Source organism: Paenibacillus phocaeensis, from assembly GCF_900021165.1.
GTDB lineage: Bacteria > Bacillota > Bacilli > Paenibacillales > Paenibacillaceae > Fontibacillus > Fontibacillus phocaensis.
Window position 1 is genome coordinate 21,675 of record NZ_FCOQ01000027.1, and the last position, 24,547, is coordinate 46,221.

General features: G+C 52.9%; 25 protein-coding genes and 1 tRNA gene. 2 read left to right on the plus strand and 24 right to left on the minus strand.

Going from position 1 to position 24,547, the window contains the following annotated elements:
* Positions 1-32: 32 nt before the first annotated feature.
* The 9 genes from flgC to sucC all read right to left on the minus strand — a co-directional run bounded on the left by flgC (position 33) and on the right by sucC (position 10,611).
* Positions 33-482, minus strand: a complete 450-nt coding sequence (flgC, locus tag BN3795_RS17860) for a flagellar basal body rod protein FlgC (protein WP_068786059.1) — start codon at positions 480-482, stop codon at positions 33-35.
* A gap of 6 nt (positions 483-488) precedes the next feature.
* Complete coding sequence (gene flgB, locus BN3795_RS17865; RefSeq protein WP_068786060.1) at positions 489-896, minus strand: flagellar basal body rod protein FlgB; 408 nt, start codon at positions 894-896, stop codon at positions 489-491.
* Between the two features lie 426 nt (positions 897-1,322).
* Positions 1,323-2,726, minus strand: a complete 1,404-nt coding sequence (gene hslU / locus BN3795_RS17870; RefSeq protein ID WP_068786061.1) for an ATP-dependent protease ATPase subunit HslU — start codon at positions 2,724-2,726, stop codon at positions 1,323-1,325.
* 36 nt (positions 2,727-2,762) lie between these two features.
* A complete protein-coding gene (hslV, locus tag BN3795_RS17875; protein ID WP_068786062.1) occupies positions 2,763-3,305 on the minus strand; it encodes an ATP-dependent protease subunit HslV in 543 nt (180 codons plus the stop codon).
* A 276-nt stretch (positions 3,306-3,581) separates the two neighbouring features.
* Positions 3,582-4,898, minus strand: coding sequence for a methylenetetrahydrofolate--tRNA-(uracil(54)-C(5))-methyltransferase (FADH(2)-oxidizing) TrmFO (gene trmFO, locus BN3795_RS17880; protein WP_068786063.1), 1,317 nt, complete (start codon positions 4,896-4,898; stop codon positions 3,582-3,584).
* Between the two features lie 68 nt (positions 4,899-4,966).
* Complete coding sequence (gene topA / locus BN3795_RS17885) at positions 4,967-7,069, minus strand: type I DNA topoisomerase (RefSeq protein ID WP_068786064.1); 2,103 nt, start codon at positions 7,067-7,069, stop codon at positions 4,967-4,969.
* A gap of 208 nt (positions 7,070-7,277) precedes the next feature.
* Entirely contained in the window at positions 7,278-8,369 is a 1,092-nt protein-coding gene (gene dprA, locus BN3795_RS17890) for a DNA-processing protein DprA (protein ID WP_068786065.1), read from the minus strand.
* A 98-nt stretch (positions 8,370-8,467) separates the two neighbouring features.
* Entirely contained in the window at positions 8,468-9,397 is a 930-nt protein-coding gene (gene sucD / locus BN3795_RS17895; RefSeq protein WP_068786066.1) for a succinate--CoA ligase subunit alpha, read from the minus strand.
* A gap of 53 nt (positions 9,398-9,450) precedes the next feature.
* Positions 9,451-10,611, minus strand: coding sequence for an ADP-forming succinate--CoA ligase subunit beta (gene sucC / locus BN3795_RS17900; RefSeq protein ID WP_068786067.1), 1,161 nt, complete (start codon positions 10,609-10,611; stop codon positions 9,451-9,453).
* Between the two features lie 576 nt (positions 10,612-11,187).
* On the opposite strand from sucC, the gene BN3795_RS17905 reads away from it, so the two are divergent.
* The gene (locus BN3795_RS17905) at positions 11,188-12,807 is read left to right on the plus strand and encodes a YifB family Mg chelatase-like AAA ATPase (RefSeq protein ID WP_068786068.1); all 1,620 of its coding nucleotides are present in this window, start codon (positions 11,188-11,190) and stop codon (positions 12,805-12,807) included.
* A gap of 26 nt (positions 12,808-12,833) precedes the next feature.
* Here BN3795_RS17905 and BN3795_RS17910 read toward each other — a convergent pair whose 3' ends face one another.
* The 13 genes from BN3795_RS17910 to BN3795_RS17975 form a co-directional block, all read right to left on the minus strand.
* The gene (locus BN3795_RS17910; RefSeq protein ID WP_068786069.1) at positions 12,834-13,457 is read right to left on the minus strand and encodes a hypothetical protein; all 624 of its coding nucleotides are present in this window, start codon (positions 13,455-13,457) and stop codon (positions 12,834-12,836) included.
* 5 nt (positions 13,458-13,462) lie between these two features.
* Complete coding sequence (locus BN3795_RS17915; protein WP_068786070.1) at positions 13,463-13,882, minus strand: hypothetical protein; 420 nt, start codon at positions 13,880-13,882, stop codon at positions 13,463-13,465.
* A complete protein-coding gene (locus BN3795_RS17920) occupies positions 13,864-14,082 on the minus strand; it encodes a helix-turn-helix transcriptional regulator (RefSeq protein WP_068786071.1) in 219 nt (72 codons plus the stop codon). Before BN3795_RS17920 ends, BN3795_RS17915 begins: the two co-directional genes overlap by 19 nt.
* Positions 14,083-15,458: 1,376 nt before the next feature.
* On the minus strand, positions 15,459-15,851 hold the full coding sequence (locus tag BN3795_RS17925; protein WP_408635047.1) for a YraN family protein: 393 nt from the start codon (positions 15,849-15,851) through the stop codon (positions 15,459-15,461).
* Positions 15,844-16,149: an EscU/YscU/HrcU family type III secretion system export apparatus switch protein gene (locus tag BN3795_RS17930; RefSeq protein WP_068786073.1), complete on the minus strand. Its 306-nt coding sequence runs from the start codon at positions 16,147-16,149 to the stop codon at positions 15,844-15,846. The genes BN3795_RS17925 and BN3795_RS17930 overlap by 8 nt, the downstream gene beginning before the upstream one ends.
* On the minus strand, positions 16,146-16,736 hold the full coding sequence (locus tag BN3795_RS25925; protein WP_068786074.1) for a hypothetical protein: 591 nt from the start codon (positions 16,734-16,736) through the stop codon (positions 16,146-16,148). Before BN3795_RS25925 ends, BN3795_RS17930 begins: the two co-directional genes overlap by 4 nt.
* A gap of 989 nt (positions 16,737-17,725) precedes the next feature.
* Positions 17,726-18,346, minus strand: a complete 621-nt coding sequence (locus tag BN3795_RS17945; protein ID WP_068786076.1) for a ribonuclease HII — start codon at positions 18,344-18,346, stop codon at positions 17,726-17,728.
* A gap of 217 nt (positions 18,347-18,563) precedes the next feature.
* Complete coding sequence (gene ylqF / locus BN3795_RS17950; RefSeq protein WP_068786077.1) at positions 18,564-19,427, minus strand: ribosome biogenesis GTPase YlqF; 864 nt, start codon at positions 19,425-19,427, stop codon at positions 18,564-18,566.
* 67 nt (positions 19,428-19,494) lie between these two features.
* Positions 19,495-20,163, minus strand: coding sequence for a signal peptidase I (gene lepB, locus BN3795_RS17955; RefSeq protein ID WP_068786078.1), 669 nt, complete (start codon positions 20,161-20,163; stop codon positions 19,495-19,497).
* Positions 20,164-20,253: 90 nt separating this feature from the next.
* Complete coding sequence (rplS, locus tag BN3795_RS17960) at positions 20,254-20,598, minus strand: 50S ribosomal protein L19 (protein ID WP_059045398.1); 345 nt, start codon at positions 20,596-20,598, stop codon at positions 20,254-20,256.
* A 242-nt stretch (positions 20,599-20,840) separates the two neighbouring features.
* Positions 20,841-21,095 carry a hypothetical protein gene (locus tag BN3795_RS17965; RefSeq protein ID WP_068786079.1) on the minus strand — a complete coding sequence of 85 codons (255 nt, stop codon included), beginning with the start codon at positions 21,093-21,095 and terminating at the stop codon, positions 20,841-20,843.
* A 69-nt stretch (positions 21,096-21,164) separates the two neighbouring features.
* Positions 21,165-21,932: a GNAT family N-acetyltransferase gene (locus tag BN3795_RS17970; RefSeq protein WP_068786080.1), complete on the minus strand. Its 768-nt coding sequence runs from the start codon at positions 21,930-21,932 to the stop codon at positions 21,165-21,167.
* Between the two features lie 227 nt (positions 21,933-22,159).
* Positions 22,160-22,233 (minus strand) — tRNA-Pro (locus tag BN3795_RS17975).
* A gap of 325 nt (positions 22,234-22,558) precedes the next feature.
* On the opposite strand from BN3795_RS17975, the gene BN3795_RS17980 reads away from it, so the two are divergent.
* Positions 22,559-23,074: a stalk domain-containing protein gene (locus BN3795_RS17980; protein WP_068786081.1), complete on the plus strand. Its 516-nt coding sequence runs from the start codon at positions 22,559-22,561 to the stop codon at positions 23,072-23,074.
* Positions 23,075-23,129: 55 nt separating this feature from the next.
* On the opposite strand, the gene trmD is transcribed toward BN3795_RS17980, so the two are convergent.
* Positions 23,130-23,954 (minus strand): tRNA (guanosine(37)-N1)-methyltransferase TrmD, encoded by an 825-nt coding sequence (trmD, locus tag BN3795_RS17985; protein ID WP_068786082.1) that lies wholly within the window; start codon positions 23,952-23,954, stop codon positions 23,130-23,132.
* A gap of 2 nt (positions 23,955-23,956) precedes the next feature.
* The gene (rimM, locus tag BN3795_RS17990; protein ID WP_068786083.1) at positions 23,957-24,475 is read right to left on the minus strand and encodes a ribosome maturation factor RimM; all 519 of its coding nucleotides are present in this window, start codon (positions 24,473-24,475) and stop codon (positions 23,957-23,959) included.
* Positions 24,476-24,547: the final 72 nt, after the last annotated feature.

A 24,547-nucleotide genomic window follows, 5' to 3' on the forward strand; every position in this document is an offset into this window, starting at 1 on the left:
CTAACTACGAATTATGTAGGTCAATTTCTAGTCTATTTACCGATCTGCAAGGCCTTGGTAAACATCGCCTTACTGGCGTTAAGCGCCGTAATGTTAGCTTCATAAGAACGGGTTGCCGAAATCATATCGACCATCTCTTTCAAAACATCAACATTCGGCATATAGACGTACCCTTCGCTGTCCGCATCTGGGTGTGTCGGGTTATAAACCGGTTTAAATGGCGAGGGATCCTCTTGGATCTTCGTGATTTTCACCCCTTGACTGCTTGCATCCTTCCCGATAGCCGCATTCAAGGCATTGTCGAAACCCATTTCCTTCGGTGCCATGACCACCGTTTTACGTCGATAAGGAACGGCCTTTCCGTCCTCAATCTTGGCTCGAGTCACATCGGCATTGGCGATATTGGAGGAAATCACATCCATGCGAAGCCGTTGTGCGGTTAATGCGGAAGAACTAATCCCAAAACTATTGTTAATGTTCAACGCCGATTATCTCCCTTCCACAGCGGTGCGTTTCATTTTAATCAGATAGTTCATTTGTTCGACATAAGCGTTATATCTCAGCTGATTTTCTGCGAGCTTGGTCATTTCACTGTCGATGTCAACATTATTCTGATTGTTGTTCATCGCTGTACTTTGGTCCATCTTAACTACCGGTTCAGGAACCTCGTTCGTTGGTCCTATTACGAAATGCCTCACATCTGTCCGTTTTCCTCGTAGCGCAGGAATACCATCGTTCATTTCAGCTTGCAGCATGCTCTCAAAAGACACGCTGGAACGCTTAAAGTAAGGGGTGTCTACATTCGCAATATTATTGATCATAACCCCTTGCCTTAAATTCGCGGCCTGGATTGCGGTTTCAAGCCTGTCATAGCCCAGTCCGTTTAACAACTGCACTTTAGTTCCCCCCTTTGGCTCATCCGATCTTAATCATTAATGATTCTACAAACAATAGACAAATCCTCTTTTTTCGACATTTTTTTGCTAATTATTGTCTTTCTTCTTGTCTTTCTTACGTCCTAGACATGAATCCTGTTCTATAATGTCATATATCCTAAGTTTCAGGGAGATTCGACATTATTACAATAAGAAAAAAGCCCTATCTTTCAATATTTTAACACTGGATTTGGTCAAAAATGAAATTTTTACATATTAATCGTCAAAATCCAACAAAATCCAATTGCATGAATATCAATTACTTTTCTTGGAATTAACAAAGACCACCCGCCTGTGATGGCGAAGTGGCCCTTATTTGTCAATATTGTGAAAATCGGATCAGGTCCTAGTACATTTCGACCGCAACTCGCAATATAGAAGTCTGATTTACAAAATAAATTGACTCAGGTCACGATCCTGGGCAATATTTCCTAGTTTTTCCTTCACATATTCCGGTGTGATCACCATTTTGTCGAGCGTCAGCTCCGGCGCTTCAAAAGAGAGATCCTCCAGCAGTTTTTCCAGAATCGTGTGCAGCCGCCGGGCACCGATATTTTCGGTATTTGTGTTGACTGTAGCCGCAATACGAGCGATCTCATGGATCGCGGCATCCGAGAACTCGATTTCCAAATCTTCTGTACGCAGCAACTCAATATACTGTTTGGTCAAAGCGTTCTCCGGTTCGGTTAGGATCGACACAAAATCCTCCAGCGATAAGCTGCTTAGCTCAACCCGGATCGGGAACCGCCCCTGAAGTTCAGGAATCAAATCGGACGGTTTGGCAATATGGAAAGCCCCTGCGGCGATAAACAAAATGTAATCCGTCTTGATCGGACCGTATTTGGTCATCACCGTCGAACCTTCCACGATCGGCAAAATATCGCGCTGTACGCCTTCACGAGAAACGTCCGGCCCCGAGCCTTGACCCCGGCTGGCGACTTTATCGATTTCATCGATAAAGATAATCCCGGTTTGCTCCGCCCGTGCGACGGCTTCCTGGATCAAATCGTCCTGATCGATCAGCTTAGCCGCTTCCTCCTGCGTCAGTACCTTGCGCGCTTCCTTAACGGTCAACTTCCGCTTCTTCGTCCGTTTCGGCAGGAAGCTGCCGAACATCTCCTGCATATTCATCCCGAGCTGGTCATTCCCCTGGCCGGCGAACATATCCATCATCGTGGGGGCATTGTCCTCTACTTCAACTTCCACGATATCGTTCTCCAATTGACCTGACAGCAATTTGAAACGCACCTGGCGGCGGCGTTCGGTTAGCGTGGCGTCTTCCTCCGGTTGCTCCTGGGCAGGGGCGCCGTTACCGTTGTTGCCCCCGAATAACATTTCGAAGGGGTTCCGTCCCCCTTTGGTTTTGTTTTCGGAAGGAACCAGAATTTGAACGAGCCGCTCATTGGCAAGCTCTTCCGCTTTATCTTTGACTTTCTCGGTGCGCTCGAGCTTCACCGTTCGGATTGCCGTTTCGATCAGATCACGCACCATCGACTCAACGTCCCGTCCTACATATCCGACCTCAGTGAACTTCGTCGCCTCCACTTTAATGAATGGAGCGCCGACGAGCTTCGCAAGCCGGCGGGCAATTTCCGTTTTCCCTACCCCGGTGGGCCCGATCATCAGGATGTTCTTCGGTACGATCTCATCCTGTACCTCTTCCCGGAGCAGACTGCGCCGGTACCGGTTCCGTAAAGCGACGGCAACGGATTTTTTCGCTTGCTTCTGCCCAACGATGTATTTATCCAGTTCGGCCACAATTTGTCTTGGCGTCAAATTATTATCGGTCATCCTTCTTCCCCCTGTACACGATAGTTCAACGGTTGCTTAAAGCTCCTCGACAATAATATTGTTGTTCGTGTATACGCAAATTTCCGAAGCGACCTGGAGAGACTCGCGAGCGATATCCTTCGCCTCCAGCCCTCCGGCATGGCGTTTGAGTGCCCGTGCCGCCGACAAGGCAAAATTCCCGCCTGACCCGATCGCCAGTACATCGTCATCCGGTTCAATAATTTCGCCGCCGCCGGAAATCAGCAGCATCCCGGATTTGTCCATGACGATCATCAGCGCTTCCAGCTTGCGCAGCACGCGATCCTGCCGCCAATCCTTGGCCAACTCAACGGCGGCTCGCTGCAGGTTGCCTTGATGTTCCTCCAGCTTTCCCTCGAATTTCTCGAATAACGTGATGGCATCGGCAACCGATCCGGCAAAACCGGCAACTACTTGACCGCGGTATAACCGGCGTACTTTCTTGGCCGTCTGCTTCATCACGACGTTCTGACCAAATGTGACCTGTCCGTCACCGGCAATGGCCCCCTTGCCGTTATGACGTACGGCACAAATCGTTGTGGCGTGAAAAGATAGATCCATGTGTGGATTAGCACTTCCTTTCTTGAATCTCAACCCTCCCCATCCCTCCCTTACCGTAAGGGAGGGCGCCCGAGGGCCTGCTGCCCTCTGGACTCCCGCAAAGGGAAGAACGTGGGATCGACTGAGACGCTCCTCATCGCTGTCCCCTGCGGGGATGCGCTCTACTTCGTGCGTGGAACGCTCTCCCTTCGGGATTCGCTTACTATTTCTATGTGTATGAGCATCCTTGCTTTCAGCATAACTCGTTTGCCCCCCAGATTGCAAAAAAACGGTGGTTTAACCCAACCGTTCTTCTGCCATAAAGGATCGCAAGCTATTGAGCGCGCGCTGGGCGAGCGCTTCATTCTTCTCCGCTTTCTTGCGGTAGCGGGTGTCCAGCTTCGGGAACAGGCCGAAGTTGGCGTTCATCGGCTGGAAGTGTTCAAAGTCCGCCGTGGTGATGTACCGCGCCATACTGCCGAGCGTCGTATCCTCAGGGAAGACGATCCCCTCCTGGGCGGCGGCGGCGCGGGCAGCGTTAATGCCGGCGATGAGTCCGGAAGCCGCTGACTCAACGTAGCCCTCAACGCCCGTCATCTGGCCGGCGAAGTACAGCGTAGGCCGGGCTTTCAATTGGTACGTCGGCATCATCAGTTTCGGCGAGTTGATGAACGTGTTGCGATGCATCACACCGTAACGGACAAATTCGGCGTTCTCGAGACCCGGGATCATGGAGAACACGCGTTTCTGCTCGCCCCATTTCAAATGAGTCTGGAAGCCCACAAGGTTGTACAACGTGCCGGCTGCGTTATCCTGACGCAACTGCACGACCGCGTAAGGGAGCTTGCCGGTATGCGGATTCACAAGACCAACCGGCTTCATCGGTCCGAACAACGCGGTTTGCTTGCCGCGGCGCATCATGATTTCAATCGGCATGCAGCCTTCGAAATACACTTCCTTCTCGAAGTCCTTCAGTTGGGCCACTTCCGCGTGAATTAATGCATCGTAAAAAGCGTCAAATTCCTCTTCCGTCATCGGACAGTTAAGGTAAGCGGCTTCGCCCTTGTCATACCGTGAAGCCAAGTACACTTTATTCATATCGATCGATTCCTTCTCCACAATCGGAGCGGCCGCATCGTAGAAGTAAAAATAGTCTTCCCCGGTCAATTGCCGAATTTGCTCCGACAGAGCTGGAGACGTCAGTGGGCCCGTCGCAATCACAACGATCCCTTCTGCTGGAATCTCCGTGATTTCCTCATTCACGACCTCGATCAGCGGATGTTCCCGCAGCGTGCGGGTGATCTCTCCGGAGAATCCGTCCCGGTCAACCGCCAGCGCCCCGCCGGCCGGTACCGCGTTACGGTCCGCCGCGCCCAGCACCAGCGAGTTCAGCATCCGCATCTCTTCCTTTAGAACGCCAACCGCATTCGTTAACCCGTTGGCCCGCAGCGAGTTGCTGCAGACCAGCTCGGCGAATTTATCGGTATGATGCGCCGGGGTTTTCACCACCGGACGCATCTCGTACAAGACTACGGGGATGCCTCGGCTCGCGATCTGCCAAGCCGCTTCACTGCCGGCCAGTCCCGCGCCAATGACCGTTACTTTATTCGTCATTACTTATCCCCCCAAAATCCCTTGCTGAATTTCTAAGTTGTAGGATCTGTCAATCCCGGCATCGCACCTCAATCATCCATCCCGTCGTCATTCTCCTCGATCGCTTCCACGTAATCGCAAGCGGTACATTGCAGCTTCCCGCCTTGCTTATTCCGTTTCTCTACAAGCAGAGAGCCGCATTTCGGACATGGCTTCGGCGACGGCTTATCCCAGGATACAAAGTCACACTCCGGATAACGGTCGCAGCCATAGAAGACCCGTCCTTTTTTGCTGCGGCGTTCGACGACATGCCCTTCTTTACATTTCGGGCAGGTAACGCCGATGTCCTTGATGATCGGCTTGGTATTGCGGCAATCCGGAAATCCCGAGCAAGCCAGGAACTTCCCGAAACGCCCCAGTTTATAAACCATCGGTTTCCCGCATTTTTCACAAACTTCATCGGAGACTTCGTCTTCGATTTCGACTTCCTTCATTTCTTCCTCGGCGACACGCAGCCGCTTCTCGAACGATTCATAAAATTCGCCAAGCACTCTGACCCAATCCTCGGAGCCTTCCTCGACATGGTCGAGGTCTTCCTCCATATGCGCCGTAAACTCGACGTCGAGGATCTCCGGAAAGAACTGCTCCGTCTGCTCAATGAGGAGCTCGCCCAGCTCAGTGGGGACGAACTTCTTCTCCTCAATAGCCACGTAGCCGCGTTTCTGGATCGTCTCCAGCGTAGGCGCATACGTACTAGGGCGTCCGATTCCGAGCTCCTCCAGCGTTTTGACCAGCCGCGCTTCCGTATACCGAGGCGGCGGTTGGGTAAAATGCTGCTTCGGCTCGATCGATTCCTTCGTCAGCACTTCCCCGATTTGCAAAGGCGGCAAGAACTTGTCGTCCTCATTGGCGTTCCCGTCATCGTTGCCTTCCACATAGACCTTCATGAAGCCGGGGAATCGGATTTTCGAACCAACAGCACGGAACGTTGTTTCGCCGACAGCGATATCCACCGACATCGTATCCAGCACGGCGGATGTCATTTGACTGGCCATAAAACGGTCCCAAATCAATTTATACAGGCGGTATTGGTCACGGCTGGTGAATTCCTTGACCGATTCCGGATCGCGCATCGCCGACGTCGGACGGATCGCTTCGTGGGCGTCCTGAGCGCTGGCAGCCTTCTTGGAATACTGCCGCGGCGTTTCGGGTGCGTATGCCTCGCCGAATTTCCCAAGGATGTATTCCTTCGCCTCCTCTTGCGCCGAGGCGGCAATTCGCGTCGAGTCTGTACGCATATAGGTAATCAAACCAACGGTTCCCTCTTTGCCGAGGTCAACCCCTTCATACAGCTGTTGGGCGACTGACATCGTCTTGGCGGCGCGGAAATTCAGCTTGCGGGCCGCCTCCTGTTGCAGAGAGCTGGTTGTAAACGGCGCCGCCGGATGGCGGAGGCGTTCTTTTTCCTTCACGTCGGCAACGCTGAATTTAGCTTTCTCGATCGATTTCAGGATTTCCTGAACCTGCTGTTCGCTTTGCAGCTCCAGCTTCTGACCTTGGAACTGGTGAAACTTGGCTTCAAACGCGGCATCACCGGTTTTCAGCTTCGCCGTAATGCTCCAATATTCTTCCGGTACAAATTCGGAGATTTCATTCTCCCGGTCCAGAATAATCTTGACTGCAACCGATTGTACGCGGCCGAACGACAAGCCTTTTTTGATCTTCTTCCACAACAGCGGGCTGACCTTGTAACCGACCAATCGATCCAAAATCCGTCTGGCCTGCTGTGCGTTCACCAGATCCATGTTGATGGGGCGCGGGTTCTTAAAGGCGTCCTTGACCGCTTGCTTCGTAATTTCATTGAACACGACGCGGCAGGTTTCCGTTTCGTTCACGTCGAGAACATGGGCCAGATGCCAGGCAATCGCTTCTCCTTCGCGATCGGGGTCGGCTGCCAGATAGATTTTTTTCACTTTTTTGCTGGCATCCTTTAATTCTTTTAATACGGAACCCTTCCCACGGATCGTAATATACTTCGGACTGAAGTCGTTCTCTACTTCAACCCCAATTTGGCTCTTGGGCAAATCGCGAACATGGCCCATTGAGGCTTTCACGATGTATTTGCTGCCTAAGTATTTGCCAATCGTTTTCGCCTTGGCAGGCGATTCCACGATGACGAGTGAATCCGCCACAGGTTCGTCCTCCTCTCAAACAATACGAAACTTTCATTCCATTTAAATCGAGTTCAAAAAGTCAGCTTTTCAGCACCAAGAAGGCTCGGATGAATTCAAGATTCGTTGTCGAATCATCTTCTTGATTATACTTCGTGATCAAAGGATGACTTTATTGAACTCCCTCTCATATAGTCATATATTCGGGCCACTCTTGGTTAGGAATGGACTATATTAACTGGTACACGGAGCCGGGGAGTTGAACCGCCGTTTTTTTCATGATTAAAGATAACAGAACTGAATGTAAAAGTCCAAAATCCCACCCGGTCTGCACGAGCAAATCATCGAAACTCGTGATGCCCTGCTCCAACATATGGTATATGCGGCGCTCCTCATCTGTCAACTTGTTTCCTGTTAACGCTTCCTTTGGGGACTCCTTGATGGCAGGTAACAAGAGCTCATATTCCTCCCAAATATCCTTGGCTTCGGTCACGATTTTGGCTGCGCCCTGCTTCAGGAGCGACAACGTCCCCCGGCTCTTCGGCGAGGTGATCGGGCCGGGGACAACAAACAGGTCGCGATTCGCCTCCAGCGCCCAATCCGCCGTGATCAGGGAACCGCTGCGGGCGTCCGCTTCCACAATCACGGTGCCGTGGCTGATCCCCGCGATGATCCGGTTGCGCTGCGGAAACATCCCGGGGTGGCCCGGCGTACCGATTGGATATTCCGAAATGACAAGCCCTTGCTCGGCGATCCGGCGATACAGCGAAAGATGCTCGGGTGGATAAGCGATGTCGATGGCGGTGCCCAGCACGGCCAAGGTTGGCCCTCCCGCCTGCAACGCCGCCTCATGACTAACCCCGTCGATCCCCCGGGCCATTCCGCTAACGACGGTGATTCCGCGAGAGCCAAGCTCCCCTGCTAAATCTGCCGCTACCTTGCGTCCATAGGCGGTCGGCAGACGTGTACCTACCATCGCTACGGACAGGCTACTAAGCAGCTGTACGTCCCCCAAAGCATACAATACCCATGGCGGCCGAGCGGTCTCCTTCATTAGAGTAGGATACTCCGAATCCAGTCTTGTAATCACTTGTATGCCTTTGTCGCAAAGTTGTTCCCTGCGTTCTTCAATCCACCCGGCAGTGAACCGTTCCGACAGCTGCAGTGCGAGCTCCGAATCCAGCCCCCGTTCCCTCCAATCGGCCGCAGAAAACTCCAGGGCAGCCTCCCAGTCCTGATTGTAAGCAACGATCTGCTGCAGCGTTTTCCAGCCTATCCCGGGATATTCATGCAATCCCGCCAACACCCATTTCCTCTCCACTTCTGAATCCCTCCTCCGAAAATAAAAAAAGCAACCCTCCAAGCCGCATTCGGCTAAGAAGGTTGCTTACCTTTGTGAATGATTATATCAAAAAAAGCTCAGTGTGTCGTGCACAAATTCAGAATGCCGCGCTCTTCCAGAACGCTGACCAGCGTTGCGCCCATTTCGGATGGGGTTGGCGCCACTTTAATGCCGCAGGACTCCAGCTTGGCGATTTTCTCCTTCGCCGTTCCTTTACCTCCGGAGATAATGGCGCCGGCATGACCCATCCGTTTACCCGGAGGCGCCGTTACGCCGCCGATAAATCCGACGACAGGTTTCGTCATATTCTTCTGGATCCACTCGGCCGCTTCTTCTTCCGCGGTTCCGCCGATTTCGCCAATCATAATCACGGCATGCGTGTTGTCGTCATCGTTAAAACGGCGCAAAATATCGATGAACTCCGAACCCTTCACCGGATCCCCGCCGATGCCAACCGCCGACGATTGCCCGATGCCGCGCGTCGTCAACTGATGCACCGCTTCATACGTCAACGTGCCGCTGCGAGATACGACGCCTACATGACCCGGCAAATGGATATACCCCGGCATGATGCCGATTTTGCATTCGCCCGGCGTAATCACGCCCGGACAGTTCGGCCCGATCAGGACGGTTTTCTTCCCTTCCATATAACGCTTGACCTTCACCATATCGAGGACCGGAATGCCTTCCGTGATGCAGATAACCAGATCCAGTTCTGCTTCCACGGCTTCCAGGATCGAATCGGCGGCAAATGCCGGCGGTACATAAATGACGCTGGCGGTAGCTCCTGTCGCTTCCTTGGCTTCGCGAACCGTGTTGAACACCGGCAGGCTGACGGTTTCGCCGCTCTCCAAAGCGATCTCCACCTTCGAGCCGCCTTTGCCCGGAGATGTCCCCCCGACCATTTGCGTGCCGTAGTCGAGCGCCCCTTTGGCATGGAACAACGCGGTTTTCCCGGTGATCCCCTGGGTGATGACCTTCGTATTCTTATCGACCAAAATACTCATATTTCGAGCCTCCCCTTATGGATAGGTGATTGCAATGTGATGTACAACGCGGATTACGATACGAGCGCCACAATTTTCTGCGCCCCGTCCGCCATCGAGTCGGCCGAAACGATCGCCAGCCCCGATTCAGCCAAAATTTGCTTGCCCAAGTCAACGTTCGTCCCCTCAAGACGCACGACGAGCGGACGATCCAAACCCACCTGCTTCGCCGCTTCCACAATCCCCGAAGCGATGACGTCGCACTTCATAATGCCGCCGAAAATATTGACAAAAATCCCCTTCACCTTGGCGTCCGACAAGATGATCTTGAACGCTTCGGTTACCTTCTCGGCCGTAGCGCCGCCCCCAACGTCCAGGAAATTCGCCGGGTCCCCGCCGTAATATTTAATGATGTCCATCGTAGCCATCGCCAGGCCGGCCCCGTTCACCATACAGCCGATGTTGCCGTCAAGCGCAATATAGCTGAGATCAAATTTCGAGGCTTCGATCTCCTTCTCGTCTTCTTCCTCTAGGTCGCGCAGCGCCAAGATATCCTTATGGCGGAACAACGCGTTGGAATCGAAGTTAAGCTTGGCGTCAAGCGCCATCACGTTACCGTCACCCGTAACGACGAGCGGATTGATCTCCGCGATGGAGCAATCTTTGTCCACAAAAGCTTCATATAAAGCCAGCATAAATTGGGCAGCTTTGCCAACCAATTCATTAGGAATGTTAATCGCGTAGGCCAAACGGCGCGCCTGGAACGGCGTCAAGCCGATTGCCGGATCGATCGCTTCTTTGAAAATTTTCTCCGGAGTTGCGGCTGCCACCTCTTCGATTTCCGTGCCGCCTTCCTCGGACGCCATCATCGTTACTCGGCCCGTGCCCCGGTCCACGACGACGCCAACGTAATATTCCTTCTTGATATCGCAGCCTTGCTCGATCAAGAGGCGTTTGACCTCTTTGCCTTCCGGCCCTGTCTGATGGGTGACCAGTACCTTGCCAAGGATTTCCTGGGCATAAGCTCTGACCTCATCCAAATTCTTCGCCACTTTGACGCCGCCGGCTTTGCCGCGGCCTCCGGCATGGATTTGCGCCTTGACCACAACAACCGGGGTCCCGAGCGCTACCGCCGCTTCAACGGCTTCTTCGACCGTAAACGCCACGCGTCCTTCAGGAACGGCCACACCGTACTGCTTCAGGACTTCTTTTCCTTGATATTCATGGATATTCATGCGTAAAAATCCTCCTATCAACAGGCGGTATTTAGAGGGTCCAAAAACCAGCGGCTTGTGGTCCCCCTTCTCAAATTACATTCAGCTGAAACCCAGAATATTGTACCACTATTTTGAAACGCTTTCCTTAAAAAGTTCATGATTTATACACAACTTTTTTATATCGTTTTCATCTCAAGTTGAGATGAATAATTGACGCGTGAAGGAAGAATCGCCGTTCTGAAATGAACCGTTTTCAAAGTTTCAAAGAGTTGAATGTAAAGGACAAACCATGGCGGCAAATGAATATCGCTGCACTTGTACGTATCTCGCCATGAGATGAATTTTGAGCAATTTCGTCAATTTTGTCAATTTCGGAAATACACTGCACTATGAATTATGCGCTTGCATTTTATTTGAATTGCACTCGCTCTCGTTCTATAATTGCCGCGTTGGTTTAAAGGCTTGACAATCCTGAGGGTTCGTCCTAGAATACGTGTAAATTAACATGGAAAATAAGGAAGCACCTTTTTCCGAATTCGGCCTTTGCTCCGGCAAACGGTCTGATATGACTTGGAGAGAGAGGTGTTTTTTATTATGTACGGAAAATTATACAGCGCCTGCTTGTATGGCATTGACGGCGTCATGATCGAGGTCGAGGTGGACTTGTCCAGTGGAATTCCGCACACCAGCATCGTTGGTTTGCCGGACTCGGCTGTTCGCGAAGCGGTCGACCGGGTTCGGGCCGCGATCAAAAATTGCGGCTACCGCTTTCCGCTTCAGCGCGTAACGATCAATTTGGCGCCGGCCGACCTGCGCAAGGAGGGCGCCGCCTTCGATTTGGCCATCGCTCTTGCCTTGCTGGCAGCCAGCGATCAAGTGAAGCTGCCGGCGGAGGAGCGTCTGCTCATCATCGGTGAGTTGTCGCTGGACGGGGCGCTGCGGCCGGTTCCCGGCGTCTTGTCCATGGTCGACCGGGCGCGGCGCGACGGCTTTACCTCGGTGTTGCTGCCGCGGGATAACGCCGAAGAAGCGATGCTGCTTGGCGGCATACGCGTCTACGGGATCGGCCATCTTACCGAGTTGGCCCCTCCCACCCCCGAAGATCCGAACCAGGCGGCCGTCATGCCGCCCCCTATACGTTCTCCGAGGGAACAAGAGGAGACAGCTCCACTTGTTCTCGAAACTTTAAATCACCTCGAACAACAAGCCGACGCCCCCGTTTCGACGGAGGATCTTCCCCCGCTGCTCGACTACAGCGACGTGATGGGCCAGCGGCAGATCAAGCGGGCGCTGACCATCGCCGCTGCCGGTTTTCATAATATCGTGCTGATCGGTCCGCCGGGCACAGGCAAGACGATGCTGGTGCAAAGACTCCCCTCCATTCTGCCGCCCTTGACGCCGGAAGAGTCGCTGGAAGTCACGAAAATATACAGCTCCGCCGGCAAGTTCAGCGACTCCGGTCAAGGATTGATTCAGCGCCGGCCCTTCCGCTCGCCGCACCATACGATCTCCGCCGGAGGCCTGATCGGAGGAGGGGGGATTCCGAAGCCGGGCGAAGTTAGCCTCGCCCATCACGGCGTGTTGTTCCTCGACGAACTGCCGGAGTTTTCCAGAGGCGTATTGGAAGTGCTGCGTCAGCCGCTGGAGGATCGCGTCGTCACCATCAGCCGCTCCCGCGCATCGTTCACGTTCCCCGCACATTTTTTGCTCGCTGGTTCGTTAAATCCGTGTCCATGCGGGTACTTGGGTGCGGAGCCCCCGCTGCCGCCGTGCACTTGCACGCCTTGGCGGATCGCCCAATACCGCGAAAAAATATCCGGCCCGCTATTGGACCGGATCGATATGCAAGTGGAGGTTCCCCGTCCGCAGCGCTGGCAGGAGGATGCGCAGCCTCTCGGCTCCGCGGCGATGCGGGCGCAGGTGATGGCGGCCGAGCGGATCCAGCAGGAGCGATACCGGGGCTGCCGGATTACCCGCAACAGCGAATTATACGGCAGTTTGCTGCGCCAATTCGCCCCGCTGGCCCCCAATGCCGCCAAGCTGCTGCAGGCTTCCTTCACGACGTTGGGGCTGAGTATGCGGGCCTACGACCGGATCATCAAGCTGTCGCGAACGATCGCCGATCTGGACGGGGAGCAGAACATCCGCGCCGAGCATGTGGCGGAAGCGATTCAATACCGGCAGTTGGACCGGAGGCAAGAGGCGGCGGGATGATCGGCAATAGCGGGAATCCTTCCCGGTTAGAGGCTATGAATAGCCACACTCTCTACAATAGCGCCGATCAACATCAATACGAAGCCGGACGCGAAAGCCATTTTTTCCGGCTTTTCCAGGCGAATGGCGCCGAATTTTCGAGTAACGGTATCTTTGCCGGAGGTAAGGATGATCGCGATGCGGGCAACGGCACAGGTAATCAACAATTGTCCCATCATCTCCCAAAGCCCAGCTCGATGCAGGAGATCGAAAGTGCGTATAACTCTACGAAACAAAGGAAGGGGCTCGCTCTCCACGGAAAAGGACCATGTCCCCACAACCACGCCATTGATTGCCATCAGTGTAAAAAATGTGAGATAGCCCAGCGAGAGGTAGTTCGCCTCCTTTGCTTTTTTCTTGGCAAATAAACTTGCTGCAATAATGACCAAAACCGACATCTGGTTGTAAAAGAAAATTTGCAGCACCAGGATGAAGGTATTGTTGGAGGTTTCCCAGTTTTGCAGCGGGTTCCGATTTTTCAGTAACCCCTCCGGAAGCAGGAAATAACTCAGGATCATGACGCCGAAAAATAACGCCGCCCATAGAATAACCGAAAAAAAGATGCGTTCGTGCAAACGGTCGCTGCTTAGCTTTTTTCGAAAATATTTCATAGTGTCTACATCTCTCTGCTGAGCCGCATCGTGTAATAAATTTGTAGCCCGAAACTAAACGTATACACACCTACAGCGGCAAGCGTTATCCATAACGGAGAATCGGCGAGAATCAGCAGGAAAGGCACGATGATCAATACTTTTCTGGTTAGGTCGAACGCCTTTGCCTTTGCTTTATCGGTAATCGCCACGTTGCGTTCGTCTTGAGCTTCGATGTCGCTTTGCTTTTCGGCATCAGGATGTTTTTTGTAGTAATAACCGATGAACAGCTGGGCAGCGTTCATACCAACCAGCCCGGCGCCTATGCCTATGCACAGTCCCGAAACCGTTTTGGCGCTTTCGCCAAACCCGAATATCCCGGCAGCCAACAGCAGGACTCCCAACAGCAGCAGCAAAACGTGGAGCATCAATCGGTGCTTTTGCATGTCTCCTCCTCCTCATAAATAAAAATATCTTCAATGGACATCTGGAAATAGCGGGCGATCTTAAACGCGAGGAGGATCGAAGGGTTGTACCTTCCGTTTTCCAAAGAACCGATCGTTTGCCTCGACACCTCCAAAGCCGCCGCCAGTTCTTCTTGCTTTATCCCTCGTTGCTTGCGGATTTCCTCCAGCCTGTTCTTCACATGCTCCCTCCTTTGAAATGCCCGAATGGAAAGCAAACTTTACATTTACAACATAAGTGAAAGTCGCTTTTATGTCAAGTAGACTTTCCATCACCCTGGCGGGTAAACAAAAAAACCTCGCGCTGGCGAAGTTATTTTATCGTGTAAACCCACGTCGAGGAGAACTCCGATGCTTAATTGAAATTGAAAGCTTGAGGACGGGACGGCCATCGGGTTGGGCGGCGGCGGCAGGTGCATACTTGTCTTTCGGACGCTTTGCATGATTATCCCTTTTGATCAGATAGCAGAGAAAGGCCCTTGTCGCGTCGAAATCCCGCCTGAACCAATCATCTTCCCCCCGCACGTCTGTTTTCTTTATCCTTCTCCTAGTCCATTCCCGCTCCTGCATGAATGGAATGTGTTCGAAATTTCATATAGATTAGGGGCGTGAACGGGCAACGAGCGCAATTATGTATGAAAAACCGAATAGATTACCGTACTTTGGGTCCTTCGCAACACAATGTATCTGAAAAATCGAATACATTCGGGCGGATTTGGTAACTTTGGCGGAATGTATTCGAAATTTCATACAGAGTAGGGAGTTGGACAGGCAACAGGCGCAATTATGTATGAAAAACCGAATAGATTACCGTACTTTGGGTCCTTCGCAACACAATGTATCTGAAAAATCGAATACATTCGGGCGGATTCGGTAACTTTGGTGGAATGTGTTCGAAATTTCATACAGAGTAGGGAGTTGGACGGGCAACAGGCGCAATTATGTATGAAAAACCGAATAGATTACCGTACTTTGGGTCCTACGCGACACAATGTATCTGAAAAATCGAATACATTCGGGCGGATTCGGTAACTTTGGTGGAATGTGTTCGAAATTTCATACAGATTAGGGAGTTGGACGGGCAACGAGCGGGATTATGTATGAAAAACCGAATAGATTACCGTACTTTGGGTCCTTCGCAACACAATGTATCTGAAAAATCGAATACATTCGGGCGGATCTGGTAACTTTGGTGGAATGTGTTCGAAATTTCATATAGATTAGGGGCGTGAACGGGTAACAGGCGCAATTATGTATGAAAAACCGAATAGATTACCGTACTTTGGGTCCTTCGCAACACAATGTATCTGAAAAATCGAATACATTCGGGCGGATTCGGTAACTTTGGCGGAATGTATTCGAAATTTCATACAGATTAGGGAGTTGGACGGGCAACAGGCGCAATTATGTATGAAAAACCGAATAGATTACCGTACTCTAGTCCTTCGCGACACAATGTATCTGATAAATCGAATACATTCGGGCGGATTTGGCGATTTTGACGAAAGGGATAATCCTGTAAAGGCAATAGCAGAGACCCCAAGGTCCCGTTACCACTTTAAAAAGCGGCTTCGATATGTTCCAGCGTCGTTTCCATGTCCCTGCCGAAGGTTACGGCAATTACGTCAAATCGAATGTTTGCGTCGGATTGTCCCGTACGATGAAGATACACGGCGGCCGTATCGCGAACTTGCTTGATTTTGCGGGCCGTGATTGATTCGGCCGGCGTGCCGAAAGCCGCAGCCTGTTGGCTGCGGCTTCGCACTTCTACGATGACAAGCGTGTTTCCTTGGCGGGCGATGATGTCGATTTCTCCAGTGCGGCAGCGCCAGTTCTGCTCCAAGAGGATAAACCCTTGCGACAACAGGTGCTCGCAAGCCACCTGTTCCGCTTTGCGGCCGCGGTCTTTTCGCATGTCCATTCTTCGCCCATTCGCCTCGTGGTTACTCAAGGAACAACCCTCTTTCCGCCATTTTATCGGATCTATAAATAAAGGTCAGAATTTCGGCAACCAAGTCATACAATTCGGTGGGAATCTGCTGGTCCAGATCCAGCTTGGACAACACCTCAACTAAAGCGGCATCCTCCTGAACCGGGATCCCGTGCTCTAAGGCTGCATCCAGAATCCGGTCCGCAATGAGGCCCTTGCCTTTTGCCACGACGACCGGAGCGTCGCCCTGGCCCGGATCGTATTTGAGGGCGACCGCTTTTTTGAAAGCCAAGTCAGAGGTTTGCCGTTTCTCCTTCATACGCGGTAATCCACCCCTTTGTACACACTAGGCGCATAGGACATGGGCAGGCTGAAATCGGCCTCGGCACCATCCGCGCCATCCGGCGGAATCAAAGGCTCGGTTTTCAGCGACAACAACCGGTACCCCGCTGTCTCCAACGCCTCGCTTACTTCCTCCTGGCGAGATTCCAGAAATGCCCCGGTGGCTTCTTTTTCGCTGTAGATCTTGAGCAGCACCTTCTTGTCCGCAATCTGCACGTCCACCATGATTTGCCCCAACGCCTTCATCTGCAAATCGAACCACAGTCGGCAGTTCGCCGGATCCAGCTCCCCTTTGCGTCCACGCCGCGATTCGATGTGCACAGCCGCAGTTTGTCGGCCGTCCGGGCCGAGTAGAGGCAAGAACATCGTGACCTGCGCGAACGGCGCGGTCCGGTCGGTGTTCAGCAGCAGCTGTTGTCCCGTCAGCTGTTGTACGAGCTGGCGCGCCGCCTCCTGGAGCGGCGCGGGCAGATCGTCTGAGGCCATCGCCTGCAGGAGAAGGCCCTTCAGCGTCTCATGCGCGGCCGTTTCCGGCGTTGCGACGGCCGGCATGCTGCCGCGCACGGCAGCGGCGGCATCCCCGGCGCCCGGCGGGNCCCTTGCAAGCCCGGCTGCAACGTCTGCTTCCCGCCTGCGGCGTCCGCAAAAGCTCCCTGCCGGGCCAATTGCACCAACCCTGCCGCCTGGTTCGGCTGAACCCCTCCGCCAGCGGGAGCTGTTCCCGCCTGAGCCGCGGCCCCTGCTGCCGTCCCGTCGCTTGCCCCCGAGGCTTGCGGAACTGCGCTGCCAGTGGGCGGCATCGGCGTCGACTGCCCCGGCTGCCCAGACAGGCCGGTGGGGGCACCGCCTGCAGCACGTCCTCCGTTTTCGGCCGTTTCCTGCCCCGCCTGGCGCAAGAACCCGGCGATCTGCTCCTCCAAGGAGGAGAGCAGGACGTGCAGCGGCGGCCCGAAGACAGCTTGATGCAGCCCGGCGACCGACTCGCCCGTGATCGGTAAACCTCGGCCCACAGCAATTCCAACCGCCTGAATCCATTCCGACAGCGGAACTCCAGCCGGTTTCTGTCCATTAACCTGTTGCAGGAGGGCTAAATTGTCCTTCGTTAGCGGTATCCCGCTCTTCTGCATCAGTTGCAGCAAATCCCGATTGGCAACTGTATCCTCAAGTCCCAAGGCTTCGAGCGCCTTGGCCAGGGAAGCTGCGGACAAGACCGCATCCGGAGCGGACTGAACCGGCTTCAGAACCGCCAGCCCCTCCTTGGATTCCGGCTGCACTTGCAACAGCGTCGTCTCCCCCGGACGCAGCGGCGTTTCCAGAGCCGCGTGGAGCTTGACTCCTTGCACCTGGATAACGGCTTCTTGTCCATCTTCCGAGACAGATAGGACCGTTCCGCGGACCACCTGCCCCGTCTTCAGCTCCAGCGATTTAGGTTCTCCGGAACGAACGTCCCCCATCATGCTGCGAAGCAGCGGTCCGATATTCATAAGCTCCCCCCCTTTGCCCTTTACGATATGGAAAACCCGCCTCTTACGAGAGCGGGTAAGAACTGCCGGTTAAAACAACGTTTGTTCCTCCACGAACAAATTGCGCATAAAGCTCTTTCGGTGCATTGGCGTAGGTCCCAGCGCCTGAATCTGCTCGCGATGCAATTTGGTCGCATAACCTTTATGTACAGCGATCCCGTATTCGGGATAACGCGCGTCCCACTCGCCTTGACACAACCGGTCCCGAGTTACCTTGGCGATAATAGACGCGGCAGCGATCGACTGGCTGTTTGCGTCTCCTTTGATCACGGAGAGTTGCGGAATCGGAATATCCACCTTCTCGGCATCGATCAACAGGAAATCCGGCCGAACCGTCAACCTCTCAACCGCCTGCTTCATCGCAAGTCTCGTCGCCTGCTTGATATTAATTTGGTCGATCATGGCTGCATCCACGAGTCCAATGCCTACCGCGATCGCCCGTTCCATAATGAGATCAAACAGCTTCTCCCGTTTCTTGGCGCTGAGCTTCTTCGAATCATCGACATCCTCGAGCACGAGGTCCTCCGGCAAAATCACCGCAGCGGCAACCACATCCCCAAATAAGCAGCCTCTTCCGACCTCGTCGATCCCGGCGATATGCGAAACCCCCGACTTCCAGTACTCGCGCTCATATTTCAATAAATCGTCCATAATGCCTCCTTGTTCTTCGCGAACCTTCCCCCGATGCTAACTGTTCTATGTTGATCTGTCCTAGAAATGAGGGTCCCACGTCTGGAGCGCATTCAACACTATCTTTCTACTCTATGAATAACAACGCTACCCTTATATTATCGGCTTTCCTCTCTCGATTCTACAGCCTTTCGCCAAAAAAACAAGCCGCCGGCAAACCGCCGACGGCTTTACGATCCTAATAAGGTGCTTCCAAAGAGTATCGGCCCAGCTTGCCGGCCCTTAACTCGCGAAGCAAAATGCCCGAAGCTTTCTCCAAATCCACCCGGCCGCCGCTGACGAGGCAACCGCGTTTTCGTCCAACCGCTTCCATGACGGCGACGATCTCATCCGGATTTTCGAAATCTCGCGGGGCCTGCTCGAGGTCAAACCGCTCCCGAAACGGTTCCCAATAATACCGCACCAGATACTTGACCGCAAAAAATGCGATATCTTCTACATGCAGGATTTCCTCGCGGATAGCTCCCGTCACGGCCAACCGATAACCGACGTTCTGATCCTCGAACTTCGGCCACAAGATGCCCGGCGTATCCAACAGCTCCATCTCCGTGCCGACCTTGATCCATTGCTGACCCTTGGTCACGCCGGGACGGTCGCCGGTGGCCGCGATTTTGCGTCCGGCCAAGCCGTTGATCAGCGTGGATTTCCCCACATTCGGGATCCCCACGATTAAGGCTCGAACCGCCCGGGGATTGATCCCTTTGTCAATTTGCTTCTGAATCTTCTCCTTCAGCAGCTCCTTGGCCAGCAGCGGAATTTCCTTCAAGCCTTGCCCGCTCGCAGCATCCGCCTCAACCGCCAAATGCCCTTCTTCCTTAAAATAAGCAATCCATTGCCTTGTAACCGAAGGGTCGGCCAAATCGGATTTGTTTAATACGATCAGTCGCGGCTTCCCCTGCAAAATCTCATCGATCATCGGATTGCGGCTGGACAAGGGTAACCTCGCGTCAAGGAGCTCGATGACGACGTCGATCAGCTTAAGCTTCTCTTGAATCTGCCGGCGTGCCTTGGTCATGTGGCCGGGAAACCATTGAATTGTCATATACCTTCACCTCATTTATCCCAAGAACGCGGCTTTCCCTTCCTGTTGCTAGATCGCATCCGGCTCTCTAATGTCGGATCAATTGCAGATCGGACAGCGGCCAGAACACCAAATCCGCCCGCCCTACGATATCTCCGAAAGGCACGTAACCGATCCGCCGGCTGTCCGTACTGTTCGAGCGATTATCCCCAAGAACAAATACGTATCCTTCCGGTACCGTTCCGTCCGGAACCAGCTCGTTTGGAAAGTTAGCTTCTGTATTGTATAACTCGTTATTATTATGCTTCTCAATTACAACATCTTTAATGTAAGTTTCGTCCACGACCTGCCCGTTGACGGTAATCGTATCGCCCTCGACCTGTACCGTATCCCCCGGTACGCCAATGACGCGCTTGATGAAATCGCGGCCTTCGGAAGGAACGTGAAAGACGATGACCTCGCCATGCTTGGGTTTGCGGATATCGTAAATGATCTTGTTCACGATGATGCGTTCCCCGGTATGAAAATTGGGCTGCATCGACGGGCCATCAACAATGAACGGAGCGAAGAAAAGCCAACGAATCAGGAGAACCAGCACAACGGCGATCGCAATGGCTTTCAGCCATTCCAGCGCCTCGCTTTTTTCCTTCTTGTTCGCAGGCGGGGACTGCACCGTTTCCAACCCGTCCGGTTGTTGTTCCACCCGTCCGGAAAACTGCGAAACTTCCGAATGATCCTGATGTTCTTGTTTCTCCATGGATCGTGACCTCTCCTTATCTCAAAATGACCGTAATAAAAAGTAAAGGGGCTTGATTGGATACAAGCCCCCTGTTCGTTAACGAAAAAATTAACGACGTACTTCTTTAATTCTCGCTGCTTTACCGCGAAGCTCGCGAAGATAATACAACTTCGCACGACGCACTTTACCACGGCGAGCCACTTCGATTTTATCGATTTTCGGGGAATGAAGCGGGAATGTTCTTTCCACGCCTACACCGTTGGAAATTTTACGAACCGTAAAAGTTTCGCTGATTCCGCCGCCACGACGCTTGATCACAACACCTTCGAACAATTGGACACGTTCACGAGATCCCTCGATAACCTTAACGAACACTTTCAAAGTGTCCCCAGGACGAAAGCTCGGAATATCCTTGCGAAGTTGTTCTTGCGTAATCGCTTGTACGATATTCATCTAGGACTCCCTCCTTCCACTCAGGTGTTCATGCCTCTTCCGGAGAACCCCTTGTTCTCCTTCATCATCCGCAGCGGACCACCGAATTCACAACAAATTGAATTTTATCATAATTCCATAGGCACCGCAAGGAAAAGTTGCAGAACAAATAAGCTAGCCGTTCGCATTTGCTACTTGGTTTTATCTTATCCCGATCATGACAAAAAAATGCCTCCAATCCCTTGGAGGCTAAGGTTCGATCCTTAAATTAAAGCAATCGCCAGCAGCGTGAACAAGCTGAGCGTTAAAATCTCCTCGTTGGCAGCATAAGGCCCGAAACCATAACCGTATGGCGGTATAAACGCCGAGGTTTGCACCCGGCCTTTCGTGGATCTTTTCAAATATACGTTGTCCCGATCCACCTTCACGATCGTACCTTCATATACGCCGCCATCCCGGGTTAAAATGCGAACTTTCTTATTCATGCAGTGCAAGCAATTATAATAGGCTTCTACCATTCCCCTTGCTCCCCTTCCTTATGCAAGCTACTGCATAGTATGAGAACGGTAGACGAACGGTATGGGCGACTAGCGGTTAAGAGAAGCCACAAACTCGCTTTCTTTGGCGGTCATCTCGACCCAAGCCGGGCGAAACCCGCTTTTCAAGGCATTCCGCACCGATTTCAGGTTGGACCAGGCAGCACAGTAGAAAGGAACCTTCCCGCGCTCAAGAATCTCCACGGCCAAGCGGCTCGTCAAGGCCTGGGCAATTCCTTGCCGACGATAGGACGGCAGCACATCAATTCCGATTTGCCACATTGATTCGCAATCCGCGGAGCATCCGGCCAATCCGATCAGCTTATCTCCGTCATAGGCCCCGACGGCTAGCACATCCAAATGTTTACGCTTCTCGCATAAGGCATTACTCCATTCCTTCGTATACAACCCGGCAAAAGCGTCAGGCTCCAGCAACCGCATCCTGAAATCGCACTCCCCCGCTTTCAGCACCTGAACATCCGGCAAGAAGTATTCGGCCATGAAGCAAATCCGCTGGTTTCTTCGTTGAAGTTCGTCGTTCAGGACATGTAAATTCGGAGTCTCAAAACAATGCTCAATAGGAAACTTGTTAATGTATGACTCAACGACCTCACGGATCTCCGGATGAACGGAGGCGACGATATTGCTACCATAAGAGATCAAATGGCAATAGAAAGGTAAGGTCAAATATTTTCTGGCATGTGGGTGCTCCGTCGACAACACTACCTTATTCTCCTGTTGGCGGAAATCTTCCATGCGGCAGTTCGCATCGATGGCAGATTGCCGCATGGCAATCTCCCATATCTCGTGATTCGTCATAGACAATAACCTCGATTCATTTCTCAATTCATTGATTATACTTGCCGGGTGCACAAAATGACAACAAAATTCATTTGAAGTGGGATTCAACCGGTGTCCCGGATTGGCGGAATTAACCCCAAATTTAAGCAACAAAAAAACCACTCCCTTTAGCAGATGTAAATCTGTAAGGTGTAGTTTTTTAGAAAAAACGTTTCTGCTCTGACCACTTTCTTCTAAAGGAAAGATCGGAGTAGCGGGATTCGAACCCACGGCCTCACCCACCCCAAGGGTGCGCGCTACCTGACTGCGCCATACCCCGATATAAAGCACGGAGGTCAACGATATGCCGATCCTCGTTAACCCATCGTTCATTGGGATGATTCCATTATAAGCCATAGGCGCACACCCTCGCAAGAGCGAAAGCGCGCCCCAGGTGTGCAATACTGGATTTTCATCCCGATGATGACGATAGGCCCAATGTCTTTATGTCTGCACGACGGGTTCAGTGGGTAAAAGGGCAATCGCTGAGTGTATCCGTTGCTGCTCCCTTCTCCGGGATCGGAGAGAGGGAGGCGCAAACGTGTCATGGGATAAACTTCCGGGTAATATTCTTTAAAAGACGATAAGTGATTGGAGGCATTGTTATGAAAAAATTAATTCTTGCGGTAGCGGCTTGCGCCTTTTTAGGAACCGCATCCATTGCCGCAGCTGCGCCCGTGGCAACGACCGTTAAAGCGACCATTAAATACTTTAATTTCGTGGTGAACGGGCAGACCAAACTGACGGCGGATGCCCTGGCCTTTAACGGAATGACCTATGTCCCCATTCGTGAAGCCGCAAGCTTGTTCAATTATGACACCACCTATGATTCAGCAACAAGGTCGATCTCCTTCAGTTCAAAGCAAGACTGGATCACCTTAGCAGAGCTGATCGCCGCAACCCCCCGCCTCAACGCCACGCAATCTGAGGAGACGCCTGATGTATACGTCGTCCGAACAGGGGGCGAAATCGCGTTTAGTCTGAACGTCTCCAACCTGAAGGACGGCGAGACCTCTTCCGTTGTGACCAACCAGTCTCATCAGATTCGAGTGAAGAAGGAGTTGGGAGCGGTCGTTCTAAACAAGAAAGACGCCCTCGCCGCAGGTTATCTCGTTCAATAACGAAGCGCCCCCTGGTATTCTGCCAGGGGGCGTTTCGTTGAAATTAGACCTCGGATTAGGCTCCGCTTTCCTCCCGGAATTCCTTCAGCCAGCGTTTATCCTTCTCGGTCAGCTCCAAGCCTTCCAGCAGGTCCGGACGCCGCTGCCAAGTCCGGCGGAGCGCCTCTTTGCGTCGCCATTCGTCGACATTGGCATGATGTCCGCTGAGCAGAATATCCGGCACCTTCCAGCCGCGGAACTCAACCGGGCGTGTATAGTGAGGGTACTCCAGCAATCCGGTGCTGAACGAGTCGGTGACCGCGCTTGATTCATTTCCCAATACACCGGGTAGTAGACGCGTAACACTGTCGATCACGACCATGGCCGGCAGCTCGCCGCCGGTCAGCACGTAATCGCCGATCGAGAGCTCATCGGTAACCAAATGCTCGCGAATCCGCTCGTCATAACCTTCATAATGGCCGCAGATAAAGACGAGATGGTCTTCTTGGGCCAGCTCCTCCGCTTTCTTCTGCGTAAATGTCTCGCCCTGCGGGCACATCAGGATAATCCGCGGGGGGCGGACAGTCGTTCCGAACGCCAGGCCAGGTTCAATAGGTTCAATGGATGGCTCCGCTTCTCCCGTTCCCCCTCGGGCTTCCCCGTCAGTTTGCAGGCCAAGCAAAGCCTCGACCGCCCGAAAGATCGGTTCCGGCTTGAGCACCATTCCGCCGCCGCCGCCATAAGGCGTGTCGTCGACGCTGCCGTGCTTATTGCCCGCATAGTCCCGGAAATTGATCGCATTGAACGAGACTATGCCTTTCTCCTGTGCTTTGCCGAGGATGCTGCTGCCGAATACCCCGGCGAACATCTCCGGGAACAGGGTCAATACATCTACCCGCATCTTTACAACAGCCCTTCCATGACGTGCACCTTAATGAGTTTCTCCTTGACGTTGACGTCCAACACGACATCATCGATCACCGGAAGCAGCAGCTGTTTGCCGTTTGGCAGCTTGGCCACCCAGACGTCATTGGCACCGGGCCGCAAGATCTCCACGATTTCCCCGAGGTCCTCCCCTTCATCGCTGACAACTTTGCAGCCGATAATCTCGTGGAAGTAATATTCATTTTCCGGAAGTTCCACCGTTTCCGCCTTGCTTACCTTCAGGTCCCGGCCTTTAAAAGGCTCCACTTCGTTGATATTGGAAAATTCGGCGAATTTTACGATATACATTTGTTTGTAGGGCCGTGCGGTTTGCACGGTCACCTCCAGCCGTTCCCCGCTATCTGGATGTATGATCAGAAGCCGGCTTTTGGGAGCAAATCGCACCTCCGGAAAATCCGTCTGCAGCAGCACTCGAAGCTCCCCGCGTATTCCGTGCGTATTTACGATTTTACCGACCGATAACAATGAATCCGACATAAATACCTCCCGATTGAAAATCTGCTCGTCGTTCTCGCAGCTGGCTTCCCCGTCCCGGGATCCTACTGCTTC

Coding starts and splice junctions, on each gene's coding strand:
- hslU (WP_068786061.1), bottom strand. CDS start 2,726: ATGACCGATAATAATTTGACGCCAAGACAAATTGTGGCCGAACTGGAT.
- hslV (WP_068786062.1), bottom strand. CDS start 3,305: ATGGATCTATCTTTTCACGCCACAACGATTTGTGCCGTACGTCATAAC.
- trmFO (WP_068786063.1), bottom strand. CDS start 4,898: ATGACGAATAAAGTAACGGTCATTGGCGCGGGACTGGCCGGCAGTGAA.
- sucD (WP_068786066.1), bottom strand. CDS start 9,397: ATGAGTATTTTGGTCGATAAGAATACGAAGGTCATCACCCAGGGGATC.
- sucC (WP_068786067.1), bottom strand. CDS start 10,611: ATGAATATCCATGAATATCAAGGAAAAGAAGTCCTGAAGCAGTACGGT.
- BN3795_RS17905 (WP_068786068.1), top strand. CDS start 11,188: ATGTACGGAAAATTATACAGCGCCTGCTTGTATGGCATTGACGGCGTC.
- BN3795_RS17910 (WP_068786069.1), bottom strand. CDS start 13,457: ATGAAATATTTTCGAAAAAAGCTAAGCAGCGACCGTTTGCACGAACGC.
- BN3795_RS17915 (WP_068786070.1), bottom strand. CDS start 13,882: ATGCAAAAGCACCGATTGATGCTCCACGTTTTGCTGCTGCTGTTGGGA.
- BN3795_RS17930 (WP_068786073.1), bottom strand. CDS start 16,149: ATGAAGGAGAAACGGCAAACCTCTGACTTGGCTTTCAAAAAAGCGGTC.
- BN3795_RS17945 (WP_068786076.1), bottom strand. CDS start 18,346: ATGGACGATTTATTGAAATATGAGCGCGAGTACTGGAAGTCGGGGGTT.
- ylqF (WP_068786077.1), bottom strand. CDS start 19,427: ATGACAATTCAATGGTTTCCCGGCCACATGACCAAGGCACGCCGGCAG.
- lepB (WP_068786078.1), bottom strand. CDS start 20,163: ATGGAGAAACAAGAACATCAGGATCATTCGGAAGTTTCGCAGTTTTCC.
- rplS (WP_059045398.1), bottom strand. CDS start 20,598: ATGAATATCGTACAAGCGATTACGCAAGAACAACTTCGCAAGGATATT.
- BN3795_RS17965 (WP_068786079.1), bottom strand. CDS start 21,095: ATGGTAGAAGCCTATTATAATTGCTTGCACTGCATGAATAAGAAAGTT.
- BN3795_RS17970 (WP_068786080.1), bottom strand. CDS start 21,932: ATGACGAATCACGAGATATGGGAGATTGCCATGCGGCAATCTGCCATC.
- BN3795_RS17980 (WP_068786081.1), top strand. CDS start 22,559: ATGAAAAAATTAATTCTTGCGGTAGCGGCTTGCGCCTTTTTAGGAACC.
- trmD (WP_068786082.1), bottom strand. CDS start 23,954: ATGCGGGTAGATGTATTGACCCTGTTCCCGGAGATGTTCGCCGGGGTA.
- rimM (WP_068786083.1), bottom strand. CDS start 24,475: ATGTCGGATTCATTGTTATCGGTCGGTAAAATCGTAAATACGCACGGA.